This window comes from Haloarcula pellucida (assembly GCF_014647235.1).
Classification (GTDB): Archaea; Halobacteriota; Halobacteria; order Halobacteriales; family Haloarculaceae; genus Haloarcula; species Haloarcula pellucida.
Genome location: NZ_BMOU01000001.1, coordinates 838412 through 855637, shown reverse-complemented (window position 1 = coordinate 855637; position 17226 = coordinate 838412). Strand labels below are relative to the sequence as shown.

At 65.2% G+C, this 17226-nt stretch carries 12 protein-coding genes; 4 read left to right on the top strand and 8 right to left on the bottom strand.

The annotated features are described in order from the left end of the window. Positions 1 to 40: 40 nt before the first annotated feature. The 5 genes from IEY28_RS04465 to IEY28_RS04445 form a co-directional block, all read right to left on the bottom strand. Complete coding sequence (locus tag IEY28_RS04465; RefSeq protein WP_166969986.1) at positions 41 to 1030, bottom strand: branched-chain amino acid ABC transporter permease; 990 nt, start codon at positions 1028 to 1030, stop codon at positions 41 to 43. Continuing rightward, a complete protein-coding gene (locus IEY28_RS04460) occupies positions 1027 to 1725 on the bottom strand; it encodes an ABC transporter ATP-binding protein (protein ID WP_188994911.1) in 699 nt (232 codons plus the stop codon). Before IEY28_RS04460 ends, IEY28_RS04465 begins: the two co-directional genes overlap by 4 nt. Continuing rightward, positions 1722 to 2522, bottom strand: a complete 801-nt coding sequence (locus IEY28_RS04455; protein ID WP_188994909.1) for an ABC transporter ATP-binding protein — start codon at positions 2520 to 2522, stop codon at positions 1722 to 1724. Before IEY28_RS04455 ends, IEY28_RS04460 begins: the two co-directional genes overlap by 4 nt. A 1-nt stretch (position 2523) precedes the next feature. Next, entirely contained in the window at positions 2524 to 3948 is a 1425-nt protein-coding gene (locus IEY28_RS04450; protein WP_188994907.1) for an ABC transporter substrate-binding protein, read from the bottom strand. A 68-nt stretch (positions 3949 to 4016) separates the two neighbouring features. Continuing rightward, on the bottom strand, positions 4017 to 4721 hold the full coding sequence (locus IEY28_RS04445; protein ID WP_188994905.1) for a helix-turn-helix domain-containing protein: 705 nt from the start codon (positions 4719 to 4721) through the stop codon (positions 4017 to 4019). 240 nt (positions 4722 to 4961) lie between these two features. On the opposite strand from IEY28_RS04445, the gene ppc reads away from it, so the two are divergent. Together ppc and IEY28_RS04435 are read left to right on the top strand one after the other, a co-directional pair. Beyond that, the gene (ppc, locus tag IEY28_RS04440) at positions 4962 to 7658 is read left to right on the top strand and encodes a phosphoenolpyruvate carboxylase (RefSeq protein WP_188994903.1); all 2697 of its coding nucleotides are present in this window, start codon (positions 4962 to 4964) and stop codon (positions 7656 to 7658) included. Between the two features lie 94 nt (positions 7659 to 7752). Continuing rightward, positions 7753 to 8202 (top strand): universal stress protein, encoded by a 450-nt coding sequence (locus IEY28_RS04435; RefSeq protein WP_188994901.1) that lies wholly within the window; start codon positions 7753 to 7755, stop codon positions 8200 to 8202. Between the two features lie 130 nt (positions 8203 to 8332). Here the strand turns inward: IEY28_RS04435 and IEY28_RS04430 are convergent, their stop codons facing one another. From IEY28_RS04430 to glpA, 3 genes are read right to left on the bottom strand one after another with little or no spacing between them, the layout of a single operon-like run. Further along, positions 8333 to 9700 (bottom strand): anaerobic glycerol-3-phosphate dehydrogenase subunit C, encoded by a 1368-nt coding sequence (locus tag IEY28_RS04430; RefSeq protein WP_188994899.1) that lies wholly within the window; start codon positions 9698 to 9700, stop codon positions 8333 to 8335. After that, entirely contained in the window at positions 9697 to 10968 is a 1272-nt protein-coding gene (glpB, locus tag IEY28_RS04425) for a glycerol-3-phosphate dehydrogenase subunit GlpB (RefSeq protein ID WP_188994897.1), read from the bottom strand. Before glpB ends, IEY28_RS04430 begins: the two co-directional genes overlap by 4 nt. Then, positions 10958 to 12688 (bottom strand): anaerobic glycerol-3-phosphate dehydrogenase subunit GlpA, encoded by a 1731-nt coding sequence (gene glpA / locus IEY28_RS04420; RefSeq protein ID WP_188994895.1) that lies wholly within the window; start codon positions 12686 to 12688, stop codon positions 10958 to 10960. Before glpA ends, glpB begins: the two co-directional genes overlap by 11 nt. Before the next feature lie 333 nt (positions 12689 to 13021). On the opposite strand from glpA, the gene IEY28_RS04415 reads away from it, so the two are divergent. After that, on the top strand, positions 13022 to 15562 hold the full coding sequence (locus IEY28_RS04415) for a methyl-accepting chemotaxis protein (RefSeq protein WP_188994893.1): 2541 nt from the start codon (positions 13022 to 13024) through the stop codon (positions 15560 to 15562). A 131-nt stretch (positions 15563 to 15693) separates the two neighbouring features. Further along, the gene (glpK, locus tag IEY28_RS04410; protein WP_188994890.1) at positions 15694 to 17226 is read left to right on the top strand and encodes a glycerol kinase GlpK; all 1533 of its coding nucleotides are present in this window, start codon (positions 15694 to 15696) and stop codon (positions 17224 to 17226) included.

Genomic DNA, 17226 nt, shown 5'->3' with positions numbered 1-17226 from the left:
GAGCCCAGCCACGGCGGCGGACTGGGTGTCGGTGTCGGTGCTAATGGCCGCCCACCTCCTCGACGCCGAACAGTCCCTGTGGCCGCACGATGAGCGTGACGACCAGCACGAGGAACAACATCAGTTCGGGGAGGCCGGTGAACGTGACGTAGTTCTGGAACCACCACGTCATCGTCGAGTCGGTCATCCCGACGACGAGCGAGGCGACGACGGTGCCACGGAACGTACCGAGGCCGCCGACGATGACGACGATGAACGCCGGCAGCAGCGTCTCGGCGGCGAGGGGAACGCTTGCGCCCCACGCCACGTCCCACATCAGGAGCGTGCCGGCCGCGCCAGCGAGGCCGATACCCAGCGCGAAGACGACGGTGAACACCTGTCGCACGTCGATTCCGAGTGCCGACGCCATCTCCGTGTCCTCACTGCCGGCGCGGATGTAGAGGCCGTACCGGGTACGGGTGAGGAACGCCCAGATGGCGGCGACGGTGAGCACGCCGAGCAGAATCTCGAAGACGGAGAGCCACCGCACCTCGATGGGGCCGAGCGCCGCCGGTTCCCGGAGCAACTGTGGCTTGGTCGCAAGCGCCGCCTGCCAGTCCGAGAGCGGTTGCATCCCGTACAGACCGAGAACGATGCGGACCACTTCGTCGACGACGAGCGTCAGGCCGAAAGTGAGCAGAATCTGGTAGATCGGCGGGCGGTCGTACAGCGGTCTGATGATCGTCGTCTCGATGGCGCCGCCCAGCAGCGTCAGCGCACCGAAGACGAGGACGATGGCGACGAAAAAGAGGCCGAGGCGGCCGACCAGTCCCGTCGACTGGCTGACCGTGAGGACCATGACCAGCCCGCCGAGGTACGCGCCGACCATCGTCAGCGACCCGTGTGCGAAGTTCAACACGCCCATCAGGCCGAAGATGAGGGTCAGCCCGCTCGCGATCATCACGTACAGTGCGGACTTCGCGAGGCCCTCGACGAGCACGCTCCCGAGTTCGGAGACGGTGAGGAAGTCCGCGAGCGTTTCCAGAATCATGCCGAGAGGTACCTCCTGAACCGTTCGTCGTCGGCACTCACCGCGTCGGCGTCGCCAGTGTCTACGACGCGGCCGTTGTCGACGATGTAGAACCGGTCGGCGAGGTCGAGCGCCAGCGGGAGGTTCTGCTCGACGAGGAGCATCGTCGCGTCCTCGCTTGCCTCCGACAGCGCCTCAGCGACGTCGGCGACGATCTGCGGGGCGAGTCCCTCGCTCGGTTCGTCCACCAAGAGCAGGTCGTTCTCGCCGACGAGGCCGCGGGCGATGGCGAGCATCTGCTGTTGGCCGCCCGAGAGCGTCCCGGCCTCCTGTCGACGGCGCTCTTCGAGGATCGGGAACGAGTCGAAGGCGAGTGCCAGTCCGTCAGAGACGCCGTCGGATCCGGGAATCGCCGCGCGGAGGTTCTCCTCGACGGTCAACTGCGAGAAGATCCGGCGGTCCTCGGGAATCCACCCGACGCCCTGCTGGGCTACCTCGTGGGTCTCCAGTCCGACCAGCGACGCCTCCCGGAAGCGAATCTCGCCCTCGCGAGGCGGCGTCAACTGGAGAATCGAACGGAGCGTCGTCGTCTTGCCGACGCCGTTGCGGCCGACGAGGGCGACGACCTCGCCGTCCTCGACCGAGAGGTCGACCCCTTCGAGGATGTGGCTGTCGCCGTAGTAGGCGTGGACGCCGTCGAGTTCGAGGAGACTCACGAGAGCCCTCCTTCCGGGTCCCCGGACGCCGCGCCGTCGTCGAGGCTCCCCGGTTCGTAGCCGCCGAGATACGCAGACTGCACGTCCGGGTTCGACCGAACGTCCTCCGGCGGGCCGTCGGCGATGACGGCCCCCTGATGGAGGACGACGACGCGTTCGGAGACGTCCATCACGATGTCCATGTTGTGTTCGACCAGCAGGACGGCGTGGTCCTCGGCGACGTCCTCGATGAGGTCACGCACCTCGTCGACGCTCTCCGAGGAGACGCCGGCGTTCGGTTCGTCCAACAGGAGGACCGCCGGGTCGCCTGCCAGTGCGACCGCGACCTCCAGTTTCCGCTTGGCGCCGTGGCTCAGCGTACTCGCGGCCTCCTCGGCCCGGTGGGACAGCCCCACCCGGTCGAGTTTCGCGTAGGCGCGTTCGGCGTACGCCTCGAAGTGGTCGACGTTCCGCCAGAGCGCCGTCGAATCGTTGCCGGCGGCTTGCTCGGCGATGCGGACGTTCTCTAACACCGTAGAGTTCGGGAAGACGTTCGTCACCTGATACGAGCGGTGGATGCCCCGCTGGGCCGTCTCGTGTGGTGACGCGTCGGTGATGTCGTCCCACGCGTCGTCACGGCGGAGTTCGACGGTCCCCGCCGTCGGTTCGAGTACCCCCGTGAGGAGGTTGAAGAACGTGGTCTTGCCGGCGCCGTTGGGACCGATGAGCGAGCACAGTTCGGTCCCCAGTTCGAAGTCCACGTCGTCGACGGCGACGAGGCCGCCGAACGATTTGGTCAGTCCCCGCGTACGGAGCATGTTACAGCGAGCAACCCATCTGGTCGCTGTCTCTCGGAATCGTCGCCCCGCTCCCGTCGATGCGTGCGAGTGGCTGGCCGGGCATGATGGCCGCACCCCAGCTATCGGCCCACTCGTCGGTGGTCGGAATGGGGTTCGCGACGGTCATCGCCGAGCGGGCCTGGTTGTTGTACTCCTGGAAGGTGTAGCCGTTCTTGCCTTTCGGCGTGTCCGTGACGGTCATGCCTTTCAGGGCGCCCGCGATGTCGGCGCCGGCCGTCGACCCGCCCTCGGTGATAGCCTGATGGATGGCCGACGCGCCGGTGAACGTCCCCGAGGTGAAGAGGTCCGGGACGACGCCGTAGGTGCTGGTGTAACTGTCGACGAAGGCGTCGTTGACGTCGTTGTCGTACTGGTTCCAGTGGTACCGGGTCGTGAACGGCCCGAGTTGGGAGTTCCGAATCTTCTGCTTCGTGAGCGGTTCGCCCAGTACGCTCTGCATCGTCCCGCCGACGACGCTGTTGGTGATGCGCGTCGCGAACCCCCCGAAGACGCGGTAGGAGTACTCCCCCGAGAGGAAGGCGTTGAACATGCTCGGGAGCGTCGCGACGGTGAATCCGCCGACGACGCCCTCGGCGCCCGATTCCTCGGCGTTGTCGAGCAACCCTTCCCACTCGGCGTAGCCGCTCTCGACGAACCGCTTGCCGACGATGTCGACGCCCTCGTCCTGCAGGACGGCCTCGTAGTTGTTGACGACGGCCCGTCCAAAGGAGTAGTCAGCGCCGAAGAGGTACACCGTCGAGACGTCCGTCTCGTTGGCGACGTACTTCCCGCCAGAGCGAGCGTCCATGGCCGTGTTCTCGCTGGCGCGGTAGACGAGGTCGCTACAGGTCTCGCTGTTCGACGTGATGCCGGCCGAGGCCGCCGGGCCGACCATCATCGGGACGCTGGCCTGATTGACCACGTTGGTGACGACCCGACTGGCCGCCCCAGAGGAGGAACACCCGGCCAGCATGTCGACCTGCTGGTTCTCGACGAGGTTCGTCGCGGCCGTCTGTGCCGTGTCGGCGGCGAACTCCGAGTCCCGGACGTAGACGGTGTACTCGACGTCGCCGACGGTCATCGACAGTTGGCCGGTGCTAGTGTCGGTGGGTGGGTCCTCCCCAGCCTTGTACGCGAGGCCGGAGAGAAAGCCCCAGAGGGCCTGCTTGCCGTAGTACGATAGGTCCCCGGAGAGCGGCTGGAGCATTCCGATACTGACCGATTGCGTGCTGTCCGACCCGTCGCCCGTGGCAGTGCCGTCGCCTGTCATGCTGGAGTTGCCGTCGCCGCCGTCGGTTCCACCGTCGCCGCCGTCGCTTCCGTTCTCGTTTACGCACCCGCTGAGACCGGCGATGCCGACCCCGAGCGAACCGAGAACACGACGCCGTGTTACTTTGTCTCGCATACGGAGTTATCTACACGAACGATGACCATAGTGTTCGACGTTAACATGTTAACGCCGGCGGGCGTCGTTCAGGAGTCGATATCTTCGAGCGCTTCGACGGCCCGCTCTATCATCTTGCGCTCGCCGCGCCGGAGGTTCTTCGAGACGGCCGGCTTCGAGACGCCGAACTCGTCGGCCAGCGACCCCAACGTCGTGTCGCGAGGGCTCTCGAAGTAGCCCGACGAGACGGCTTCCTCCAGCGTCTCGCGTTCCGTCGCCGAGAGGTCACGACACCCTTCGACGAGCGTCATCGCCGCTCCGGCGTTCTGGACGACGTCCTGTAATCGGGGGAGGCTTTCGGCCGACCGTTCGATGACGTCGAACTCGTTGTCCCGGTCCAGTTCCGAGAGGGTGTCGTCGGCGTCCCGTCCCCTATCGAACCCGACGTGCCACACCTCGCTCCCGGCTTCGATGTGGAACGGGCCGGTGATGTACCCGCCGTTGTTCCGGATCGTCTCCATCGCCGCCGTCTCCTCGATGACTGTGCGGACGTGGGCCACCTCGCCCTGCCGACGGAGCAGTGCGACGTCGTTCATGTTGGTGTGGGTCCGCAGCGCATCGAGGCCGGTATCCAGCACGTCCCCGTCGTCCGCTTCGACGACCATCCGCGTCTCCAGTTCGCGGTTTGCGCTGTCGAACTCCCAGTGAACGGCAGCGAATGCCATTCCATGGTCTGCCGTCGTGTCGATGAACGGGCAGTCGTACTGTTCCATGTCCATGGCGATGTCAATCATTGACCAGGTACGTTATCTCATAACCCACTCGCCACACGTATAAATAATTCTTCCTTTGTGTGTGACTATTCGTTACGGGCACGAACTGTGAACTCTCTCCCGGGATTGTGTAACGGACTGTCAGCTTCACTCGGTCGACGGTCCGAATCCGGGATTCCATCACGAACGAACACGGACGACGAGGGAACTGTGCCACCCCGTTTCAATAGTGTTTTAGGCCTCCACTCGGGAGGGACTGGTATGACTTTGCACGCCAGAGAGATAAACCAGGACGTGCGGGAGTTGGGCGAACTCCTAGGTGACGTTCTCGAGGCTCAATCGTCGACCGAGGCGTTCGAGATTGTCGAACGAATCCGGACCGCTTCTATCGAGTACCGACGCGGGGATTCCGAGACGCGAGCGGACGTCGGACAGACCCTCGACCGTCTCAACCCCGAGATGCAGGACATCGTCGCTCGGGCGTTTACGACCTACTTCGAACTCATCAACCTCGCAGAAGAGCGCCAGCGCGTCCGCGAGATTCGAGAGGGGAGTCAGGAGGGCGTCCTCGAAGACAGCGTCCTCGACGCGGTGAAGAAACTCTCCGACCGAGGGGCAGACGCCGAGGAGGTCGCCGACGTACTCGACGACGTCCTCATCCAGCCGACCTTTACCGCTCACCCGACCGAGGCCCGTCGGAAGACGGTCAAGGCCAAACTCCGCTCGGTCGCGAACGACCTCGAAGCGCTCGACGAGATCCGACTGACCGACCGCGAGGAGGCGCGTATCGAGCGCGACCTCGACGCCGAAGTCACCAGCCTCTGGCAGACGCCACAGGTCCGTGACCGCCGCCCGGAGGTCACCGACGAGGCGCTCAACGTCCAGTGGTACCTCGAAAACGTCCTCTTCGACGTCATCGACGAGGTGTACGACGAACTCGAACGCGCCCTCGACGAGGAGTACGAGGGCGACGTCGAGGTTCCGCGGCTGTACGAGTTCCGCTCGTGGGCCGGGTCGGACCGCGACGGCAACCCCTTCGTCACGCCGGAAGTCACCGAGGAGACGCTGGAACGACAGCGAGATACGATTCTCCCGCTCTACCGCGACCGTCTGAAGTCACTCTCCGGCGTCCTCAGTCAGGACGCCTCGAACATCACGACCGACGCCACCTTCGACGAGCGACTCAGCGACCACAAGGAGCGCCTGCCCGGCGTCGCGAGCGAGGCCGAAGAACGGTACCCCGACGAGCCGTACCGCCAGAAGCTCAAACTGATGCGCGAGTCGGTACTGCGCGTCAGCGACGTACGACAGGGCGGCTACGACGGGCCCGAGGAACTGCTGAAGGACCTCCGGGCTATCGCCGAGAGCCTCCGCGACAACGACGCCGAGGTCATCGCCGAGTCCCACGTCGACCCGCTCGTCCGGAAGGTCGACACGTTCGGCTTCTCGCTTGCCAGTCTGGACCTGCGGGACCACCGCAAGATGCACACCGACGCCATCGCGGAGGCCGTCGACCGACAGGGCATCGACTACGCCGGGATGGACGAGGACGAACGCGTCGAGTTCCTCACCGAGGCCATCCTGCAGGACGGCACCGTCATCGACACGGAAGACACCGACGGACTCTCGGACGACTCGGCCCGCGTCCTCCGTCGCTTCCGCGAGACGGCCGACTGGCAAAACGAGTTCGGTGTCGACGCCATCGACACCTACGCGATTAGCTGGTGTGAGGAGTCCAGTCACGTGCTGGAAGTCCTCTTCCTCGCCGATCAGGTCGGCATCGTCGACCTGCCCGGCTACTGCGGCCTCGATATCGTCCCGCTGCTCGAATCGGAGTACGCGCTCTCCGGTGCCCGCCGCATCATGGGGACGCTGTTCGAGAACGAGGCCTACTCGCAGGCGCTTGAGGCCCGCAACGGCGTCCAGGAGATCATGCTCGGCTACTCCGACTCCAACAAGGAGAACGGGTTCCTCGCCGCCAACTGGTCGCTGTACAACAACCAGAAGCGACTGGCGAACATCACCGACGACTACGACGTCGAGATGCGCCTGTTCCACGGTCGCGGTGGCTCCATCTCCCGCGGCGGCGGCCCGATGAACGACGCGATGCTGGCCCTGCCCAACGAGACGGTGACCGGACAGATCAAGTTCACCGAGCAAGGCGAGGCCATCGCCGAGAAGTACGCCAACCACGACATCGCCGAGCGCAACCTCGAACAGATGCTCAACGCGCAGGTTCGGGCCCGGCACAACTCCATGCACGAACCCGTCGAGGAGATTCCCGACGAGTGGATGGAGGCCATGGAGACGGCCTCCGACGCCGCCCGCGACGAGTATCAGGATCTGCTGGAGACCGACGGCTTCGTCGATTACTTCGAGCAGGCGACGCCCATCACGGTCATCGAGAACCTCAACATGGGGTCGCGTCCGGCCTCCCGGAGCGAGGACCGTAGCGTCGACGACCTGCGGGCCATCCCGTGGGTGTTCTCGTGGACGCAGGCCCGCTGTATCATCCCCGGCTGGTACTCCATCGCGACGGGGCTGAACGCCTATCTGGAGGACGGCGGCGACGTCGAGACGCTCCAAGAGATGTACGAGGAGTGGCCGTTCTTCCGCACGAAGATAGACAACGCGTCGCTCGCGCTCGCCCGGACGGAGATGGACATCGCCGAGCAGTACGCCGACCTCGCCGACGACGACCTGCGAGAGCGCATCTTCCCGCGAATCAAGTCCGAGTACGAGGAGACGGTCGACCTCGTCCTCGACATCACGGGCCGCGACGGTCTCCTCGCCCGTGACTGGTTGGAACAGAACCTCGAACGCCGCAACCCCTACGTGGACCCGCTGAACCTCCTGCAGGTCCGCTTACTCGCCCAGTCGCACCTGACGGAGACCGAAAAGCGCACGCTCCGCCTGACGGTGCAAGGTATCGCGGCCGGGATGAAAAACACCGGATAACCCGCCCACGACCACGGTTCTCCGATTGTCAATCGCTAACAACACCAGTTGTATCCACCGAAGCATTTACTGTGGTCCCCTGTGGACACCCGCTATGGCACTTCAGAAGATTCTCCTCGCCGTCGGCCCGAACGACAAGGACCGTATCGACGAACTCGCAGCGACAGTCACCGACATCGCCGGCCCGACCGGGGCCGAGGTCGTCATTGCCCACGTCTTCACCGACGACGAGTACGAGAACGTCGTCGACCGACTGGAGTTCGAGTCCGCCGCCGAGGCCGACCCCGACGAGGTCGCCGACCGACACACCACCGTCCGGGAACTCGAAAAGCGACTCAACGACGCCGGTATCGAACTCAGCGTCCGCGGGGCCGTCGGTAACCACGGCCAACAGATCGTCGACCTCGCCGAGGAGGTCAGTGCGGACCTCGTCGTCGTCGGCGGTCGCAAGCGCTCCCCGACCGGAAAGGCCGTCTTCGGTTCGACCGCACAGGAGGTCATGCTCAACGCGCCGTGCCCGGTCACCTTCGTTCGCGGCGAGTAACCGCTCTCGAATCGTTCTACCACTGTTTCTGGACGTGACGACAGCGTAGCTACGGCACTGTCGAGACGGCACGGCCGTCGGCGGTGTGAAAACGAGGCCGGGACCGACGCCGATCCGGCGGTCGGTTCCGTTACTCGACCACCGCTGCTTCGACGAGTTCGAGGGGGTGTCGAATCTCGTAGCCGGTGCCGTGTTCCATCTGCATCGCACAGGTTGGACACTCGGTCATGCCCGTCTCGCCCTCGGCGTGTTCCATGTGCTCGAACATCTCGTCGCCGATCTCCATGGACTTCTCGTACTTCTCCTCCTTCCAGCCGTAAGTGCCGGAGATGCCCGAGCAGGAGTCGCCGACGTCCTCGACGCCGACGCCGTCTAGGTCGCGGAACAGTTCGACGGCCTGCCGTTCGAGGCCCTGATTGCGGGCGTGACACGGCGCGTGGTAGGCGAACTCCTCGGCCAGCTCGCCGGACACTTCGGCCGACTCTATCTCGCCTTTCACGTCCTCGTGGATGCGGAGGTACTCGATGGCCTCGTAGGTGTTCGACGCGACGTCCTCGATGCCGTCGATGTCGAACAGTTCGGGGTACTCCTGTCTGAGCGCCATCGAACAGGAGGTGCAGGACGCGATGGCGTCGTACCCCTCGTCGACGAGGTCCGACATCGACGAGACGTTGACCTCGGCGTGCCGGCGGGCGTCGTCAAGCATCCCGTTGGCGAACATCGGCGTCCCCGAGCACTTCTGTTCGGGGGCGACGACTTCGTAGCCGAAGTACTCGAAGACGTGGACCATGGCCTTGCCGACTTCCGGCGTGTTGTAGTTGGAGTAACAGCCGTGGAAGTACGCCACTTTCTTGTCGGCCTCGGCCGGTTCGCCGCGGCGTTCGCGGCTCTCTATCGCGTTCTCTCGGGAGGCGTCGGCACCCCCGCGGGCGGCCCACCACTGGCGGAACGTCTGCTGGGCGAACTCGGGGAAGTCTCGCTCGCTCGTGACGCCCATCGTCTTCTCCATGGCCCAGCGGGCCGGCCCGAAGTTCATCGCGAAGTTCGCCAGTCGGGGTACCTTGCTGGCGATGCTGGCCGACAGGCGGTAGTTCGAGAGGATGCGGTTGCGGACGTACTCGACGGACAGTTTGTCCATCTGCTCCTCGACGTACTCCCCGCGAGCGGTGTTGTGCATCTGGCTGAGGGGGACACCGGAGGGACAGGCCGAGTCACAGCGCATGCAGTTCGAACACGACATGACGGAGTCGTCTATCTCGTAGCCGTCGTCGGTCTGTTTCAGGCGCCACTGCTCGGGGCCCTGGAACTTCGGCCCGGGGAAGTCGTCGTCGACTTCCGCCACCGGACAGTTCGTATCACAGACCGAGCACTTATAGCAGGAGTCCGCTCCCGGTCGCAGGTCGAAGTCGTCGCTGTCGGGGAACACTTCGACCGGTTCGAAGTCCTCGCCCGTGTTCGGTTCCACTGGGTCGAAGTCTGTAGGTTGTGCGTCGCTCATCGTACCTCCGCTGCGGCGCTCGCGCCCGCCGCGTAGCCTGTCGCAATCGAGACGCCGCTCCCCGATTTCTCCGCCGCGAAGTCGTAGCCGCCGAGGACGCTGCCCGCGGCCCGAAGGTTGTCGAACTCCACGTCGCCGTCCGCGGACAGCGGTCGCAGGTCGTCGTCCGTCTCGACGCCGAACCCGGCGAACGGATGGTCGCCGAAGACGGCCGTGTCGAACCAGTCGTACCGGTCGTCGCTGTGGGGGACGTGACAGTCGAAGACGGGTTCGCTGACGCCCTCACGGTCGGACTCGACGCCCTTCCCGACGAGGCCGCCGGTCGCGAGGACGTACTGGTCGGCCGAGAGCGGGATTCGAGCGCCGTTCTTCTCCATGAAGACGCGCTCTACGTGCCCGTCACCATCGAAGTCGACGATGGGGTTGCCGGTCTCGAAACTCGCGCCGCTCTCGTCCAACGCCTCGAACAGTCTGTCTTCGAGTCGCAGGCCCGGCAGGGACGGCGGGCCCATCGGGACCTCGAACACGTCGACGCCCATCTGGTCGCCGAGGGCGTCGCGGATGGCACCGGGGTTGTCGTCGCCCAGAATCGCCGGGAAGCCGACGCGCTCCGCGTCCTCGACGAGCGGGTTCACGCGCTGTGCGAGGGCCTCGCGTGCCGGGACGTTCCGGCCGCGCACCGCCACCTCGCCGTTCGTGTCCAGCAGTTTCGCGTAGCGGGTGACCTTCGCGTCCGCTCGTAGGTCGCCCGGGAACCGGATGGTCTCGCCGCGCACGCCGAACGGGACGCCGACGGCGTCGAGGTGGTCGGCGACGTGTGGCGCGTCGAAGTCCGTCATCGCCTCGATGCCGACAAGCAGGGTGTCCCGGTCGTCGCTCGCCAGCCCTGCCGCCGCGCCGCGTGGGTAGCGGGCGGTGGGTTTGATACTCCCGCCGTGGGTGGGCAGGAGGGCGTTGGTGTCGGTGTGGCCACCCTCGTAATCGCTGACCTCGTCGAACATCGCCATCGCCTCCCTGACCGTCTCGACACCGACGGTCTGGTACGGGTGAGAGGCGGGCAGGTCGGCCATCGCGGCGTAGGGGTCGGTCAGTGGGCCCTCCCCGTCGGGCGTGTATCCGAGGAGGTCGACCAACCCGGACGCCTGCCGGAGCGTGCTCTGCTTGTAGGAGACGAGGCGGACGTCGGCACCGTCGCGGGCGGCCGCGAGGGCGCTTGAGAGACCGGCTAGCCCACCGCCGACGACGAGAATCTCTGACTCAATCGCCATCGGGCGTCCCCCCGTCGGCGGCGACGTCGGCCGGGCCGGAATCGCCGGTGTGGTCGACGCCGGTGTCGAACGCGGCGAAGTCGACCGGGTCCCCTCCGGCGGGGTCGTTGTCGCGGTTCTGGGTCGTCGCGTGCAGCGCGTAGTTCAGCGCCGCCTGTGAGAGTTGCTCGCCCCAGAGGGCGTGCCGTTGGCCCTTCCAGCGTTCCTGCAGTAGTTCGTCCCACGCGTCGCGGACGACGCTCTCGTCGTACTCGCCGTGAAGTTCGCTGGCCATCCGGTGGGTACAGATGCCGCCCTGACAGTTCCCCATCGAGGCGCGAGTGCGAATACGGACGGCGTTGAGGTCCGAGCCGGACTGCCCGATGGCGTCCTGAATCTCGGCGCGAGTGACGCCCTCACACTCACAGACAGTCGGGTTCGGGCCGTCCGTCTTCAGTACCTCGTCGGCCCGGGAGCCGAGTCGTTCGACGCTCCGGCGACCGATGGGCGACCGGAGGCCGAACTCGTCCATGTAGTCCCGGAGGACAGAGAAGTCCTCGCTGCCGGGCAGCGGAACGTCTGCGGTCCGACACGCGGCGTCGATGCCGAACTTCCCGCAGACGTGATCGGAAATCTGCTCGCCCATCATCCGGTAGGTGGTGAACTTCCCGCCGACGATGCTCGTCATGCCCGGCAGGTCGTCGCGTTCCTCGTGGTCCAGCAGGAAGAAGTCCCGCGTGATGTCGGTCGGGTCCTCGCTGCCGACGTCCGGGGGTTCGTACAGCGGTCGGACGCCCCAGAACGAGCGAATCGTCCGGGCCTCTTCGAGCATCGGAATCAGTTCCGACAGCGTCTCTATCATCAGGTCGACCTCCCACTGCTCCTCGGGGTAGTCCTCCGGGTCCTCGACTTCCTCGTCCGTCGTCCCGAGGATGGCCGTCGTCTCGTGGGGGACCACGATGTCGGCGTCGCCCTTCGGCCGGCAACGGTTGATGACCGTATCGACCTGTCGGACGTTCATGATGGTCATCACGCCCTTCGATGGGCGGACGGCGATGTCGAGGCCGGCCATGTCACCGATACGACCGGCCCACGCGCCCGTCGCGTTGACGACGTAGTCCGCACGGATCGCCTCGGTGCCGCCCTCGGTGCCGTGGACGCGCTTGCCCGGTCCGGAAGCGTGTTCGACTTCGAGGCCGACCACTTCGTCGTCCTCGACGAGGAGGTCCGTCACCTTCGAGTGCGTCTCGATGCGCGCGCCGTGTTCCTGTGCGCTGGCGGCGTTGGCGACGACGAGGCGGAACGGATCGATAGCCCCGTCGGGGACCGTAATGGCCTTCTCGACGTCTTTCGCGAGGTGTGGCTCCATCTGCCGGGCTTCCTCGCCGGAGACGACTTCCGCGGGGATACCGCACTCCTTGCACCCCTGTAACTTCTCCTGAAAGTACTCCTCGGAGTCTTCGGGGCGCTTGACGAACATCCCGCCGGTCATCTCGACGCAGTGACTGGCGATATCCCGGAGGACGCGGTTCTCTTCGATACACTCCGTGGCGCTGGCCTGGTCGGAGACAGCGTATCGCCCGCCGCTGTGAAGCAGGCCGTGCATCCGGCCGGTCGTCCCGTGTGTGAGGTTCCCCTGCTCGACGAGCGTCACGTCGAGCCCTCGCATCGCGAGGTCACGGGCGATGCCCACGCCGGTCGAACCGCCGCCGATGACGGCGATGTGTGGTGTCGATACCATCTGTTATACCTGCGTTTTGGAGCGCACCCACTTTATTTTACCGTTGAACCGGGGTTCGCCAGTAAATTTTATTGGTAATCATGATCGTCTCGGCTGTTGTGTGAGTTGTAGACACGCATAGTCCGTCTCACCCCGACGTCGACCCCCGACAGACTATTTCGCGCTCTAAGCGCCTAAAACGAGAGAATTCGCCCAGATGAGGGCGTGAGTACGGCAATCATACCATAATTACTATCGGCACGGCGTTACCAGTAACTATTATATACGATTATGTTTGATTACTGAGGCACGGATTAACATGGTAGGATTCGAGACACGGGAGGACAAACAGGTATGACTGACAGGTACCCGTTCCGGAGCGAGCCAGCCGTCGAAACCGACGGCGGGACGGCAGACCACCGCTCGGACCGTCGAGCCAACGACTCGGCGACGGACGCCGACGAATCGGGAACCGCGGCCGACGACTCGGTCGGCGAGACTACAACCGAGCCAAAATCGGCCGCGACACGAGAGATAGCGCGTCTCGAAGCCGAACTCGCAGCCGAACGTGCCAGACGGAACGACCTCGAAGCGGCCGTCGAGCGACTGGCGACCGTCGCCGAGGCGAACGCGGACGGTGACCTCACTGCGACGCCCGGGACGCCACCGACCGACCGCGCAGCGGGCCTCTACGACGCGTACGACGACCTCGTCTCGGAGTGGCGCGAGACGGTCGACCGGATGGCGTCGTTCAGCGAACAGGTCTCTTCGGCCACCGAACGGGTCGACGACCGACTCGATAGCGTGAAAGGCTCCAGCAGGGACGTCAGCGGTGCCGTCGACGAGATTTCGGCGGGGTCCCGAACCCAGAGCGAGCGCATTCAGGACATCTCCGACGAGATGCGGAGTCTCTCGGCCACTATCGAGGAAATCGCCGCGTCCGCCAACGAGGTAGCCGACACCTCGAAGGAGGCGAGCAGTCGGGGTTCGACGGCACAAGAAGCCGCCGGCGACGCGATGGCGGAACTCGACCAACTGACGAGGCACGCCGAGGAGACGGCCAAGAAGGTCGAACGACTGAACGAACTCATGACCGACATCGAGGACATCGTCGAGTTCATCACCGACGTCGCGGACCAGACCAACATACTGGCGCTCAACGCCAACATCGAGGCCGCACGCGCCGGGGCCGAGGGAGACGGGTTCACCGTCGTCGCCAACGAGGTGAAGAACCTCGCCAGCGAGACGAAGCGGGCGACCGACGAGATAGCGTCCTCCATCGACAGGGTACACGACCACGCCGAGGCGACGGTCGAGGAGATGCACCACACCCGGACCACCGTCGAGAGCACGCACGGGGCCGTCGACCGGGCGCTCGACGAACTCGACGCCGTCGTCCAGCGTGTGGACGACGTGGACGCGAGCGTCCAGGAGATAGACGACGCGACCGACACGCAGGCCCAGTCGACCCAGGAAGTCGTCTCGATGGTCGACGAAGTCGGCGAGATCAGCGACCGGACCGCCGAGGAGGCAGACACGGCGGCCGACGCCGCACAGGAACAGACGACGGAACTAGCCGAGGTCTCGACTCGGGTCTCGACGCTCACCGAACGGGCCGAGTCACTGGAGCGCACCCTCGACCGGTTCGAACTCGCCGGAGCGGAGTCGACGGCGGGCGCGGACGAGACCGTCGTCGAGTTCTGGCACGCGATGGGCGGTGAGAAGGCTCTGGTACTCGAATCGCTCGCGAACGAGTTCGAATCGGAGACCGAGAGCATCAGCATCTCGCTGACCTCGAAGGGGAGCTATCGCGGGACGCTCGAAGCGACGCTGGACGCCGCCGCTGCCGGGGCCGGCCCCACCATCGCACAGATTTTCGAGATCGGTAGTACGCGCGCACGCGAGAGTGAATATTTCGTGCCCGTCGAACAGTTGCTCCCGTCGGACCACATCGACTCGCTCCTCGACCCCGTCTCGAACTACTACCGCATGGACGGCCAGTTGCAGTCGCTCCCGTTCAACGCATCGAACCCCGTCCTCGCGTACAACCGGGACGGATTCCGCAAAGCGGGACTCGATCCAGACTCGCCGCCCCAGACGTTCGATGCGGTCCGCAGCGCCGCCGAGCAACTCGTCTCACAGACCGACGCGGACTACGGCATCACGTTCGCGAACTACTCGTGGTTCGTCGAGCAGTGGTTCGCGGAGGCAGACGAATTGCTGGTGGACAACGAGAACGGCCGTACCGGCGTGCCACGGTCGGCGAACCTCGACGGCGAGTTCGGCCAGTCGCTCGTCGAGTGGTGGGTCGGCATGGCGGACGACGGCCTCTATCTGGACCCCGGCATCGAGGCCCGGGGCAAGGCGAGGAACGCGTTCCACGACGGAAAAGCCGCGATGGTCGTCGGGTCCTCGTCGTCGTTACAGGCCATCGAGTCTGGGGCGGACTTCGACGTCGGGACCGGGAGGCTCCCGGTCGAGGACGAGCGGACCGGTGTCCTCGTCGGCGGGGCGTCGCTGTGGGTCAGCGACGACTTGCCCCGAGAGACGCAGAACGCGGTCAGTCGGTTCCTGACGTGGCTCACCCGACCGGAACAGCAGATGCGCTGGCACCGCGAGACGGGGTACTTCCCGGTCAGCGAGGCGGCGATTCCGAAGCTACGATCCGACGGGTGGTTCGAGGAGAACCCGCACTACGCCACCGCGTTCGACCAGTTGGTCGCCACGACGGACACGACGGCGACCCGCGGCGCCCAGATAGGTCCCTTCGACAGCGTGCGGACGATTATCGAAGAGGGTATCGACCACATTACGAACGTCGAGGAAGTGAGCGAGGAGTTGGCACGCGTCAACGAACGGGTAGAGAAACGACTCCGAACGTACGCGTCGAAGTGAAAGAAGAATCATTTCGTATTTTTTATCTCCGGCCCGGCATTGTGAGTAATCTTTATAATGATTCACTATATTGTTTACTCACAAGGTGGAGTCTTGGATAAACAAGACTCGCCCGAACGGAGAACACACCAATGGCAGACACATACGTCGGTTCGATCGACCAAGGTACGACCGGTACGCGCTTCATGGTATTCGACCACAGCGGTCAGGTGGTCGCCAACGCGTACGAGAAGCACGAACAGATCTACCCGGAGCCGGGCTGGGTAGAACACGACCCGCTCGAAATCTGGGAGAACACGCAGGAAGTCGTCAGGCGGGGCCTCGACGAGGGCGGCCTCGAAGCCAGCCAGCTAGAGGCGCTGGGCATCACGAACCAGCGTGAGACGACCGTCGTGTGGGACAGAGAGACCGGAAAGCCGGTCCACAACGCCCTCGTCTGGCAGGACCGCCGGACGACCGACCGCGTCGAAGAGATTCAGGAGGCCGGCAAAGTCGAGGAGATTCGCGAGAAGACCGGCCTCGAGTGTGACGCGTACTTCTCTGCGACGAAGACCGAGTGGATTCTCGAGAACGCCGAGCCGCTCAAGATGCAGAGCTCCCGTGGGGAGGACCTGCAGGACCGCGCCGAGGCCGGCGAGCTCATGATGGGGACTATCGACACGTGGCTCATCTACAACCTCACCGGGAACCACATCACGGACGTCACCAACGCGTCGCGGACGATGCTGTACAACATCCGGGACCTCGAGTGGGACGACGAACTCTTAGACGAGTTCGGCGTGCCCGAGTCCATGGTGCCGGAGGTCCGTCCGTCCTCCGACGAGGAGTACTACGGGACCACGGACCCCGACGGCTTCCTCGGCGAGGAGATTCCCGTCGCGGGCGCGCTGGGCGACCAGCAGGCCGCGTTGTTCGGCCAGACCTGTTTCGACGAGGGTGACGCGAAGAACACCTACGGAACCGGTTCGTTCTACCTGATGAACACCGGCACGGAGGCCGTCAAATCCGACCACGGGCTCCTGACGACCATCGGGTTCCAGATGTCCGGCGAACCCGTTCAGTACGCCCTGGAGGGCGCTATCTTCATCACCGGTGCCGCCATCGAGTGGCTCGAAGACGTCGACCTCATCAACAACGCCGCCCAGACGGCGGAACTGGCCCGCTCGGTCGACTCGACCGACGGCGTCTACATGGTGCCGGCCTTTACGGGCCTCGGCGCCCCGCACTGGGACGGCCGCGCCCGCGGGACCATCGTCGGCATGACGCGTGGGACCCGGAAGGAACACATCGTGCGTGCCACCCTCGAATCCATCGCGTACCAGACGCGTGACGTGGCCGAGGCCATGGAGGCCGACTCCGGCGTCGAGACGACGTCGCTGCGCGTCGACGGTGGTGCGGTCAAGAACAACTTCCTCTGTCAACTGCAGTCCGACATCATCCAGACGGACATCGCCCGTCCGGAAGTCGACGAAACCACCGCGCTCGGCTCTGCCTACGCCGCGGGTCTGGCCGTCGGCTACTGGGACACCGTGGACGAACTCCGCGATAACTGGCAGATCGACCGCGAGTTCAGCCCCGAGAAGAATGCCGACGAAGTCGACAAACTGTACAGCCGGTGGGACGACGCCGTCGACCGCTCGCTGGACTGGGCCAAGGAGGAGTAA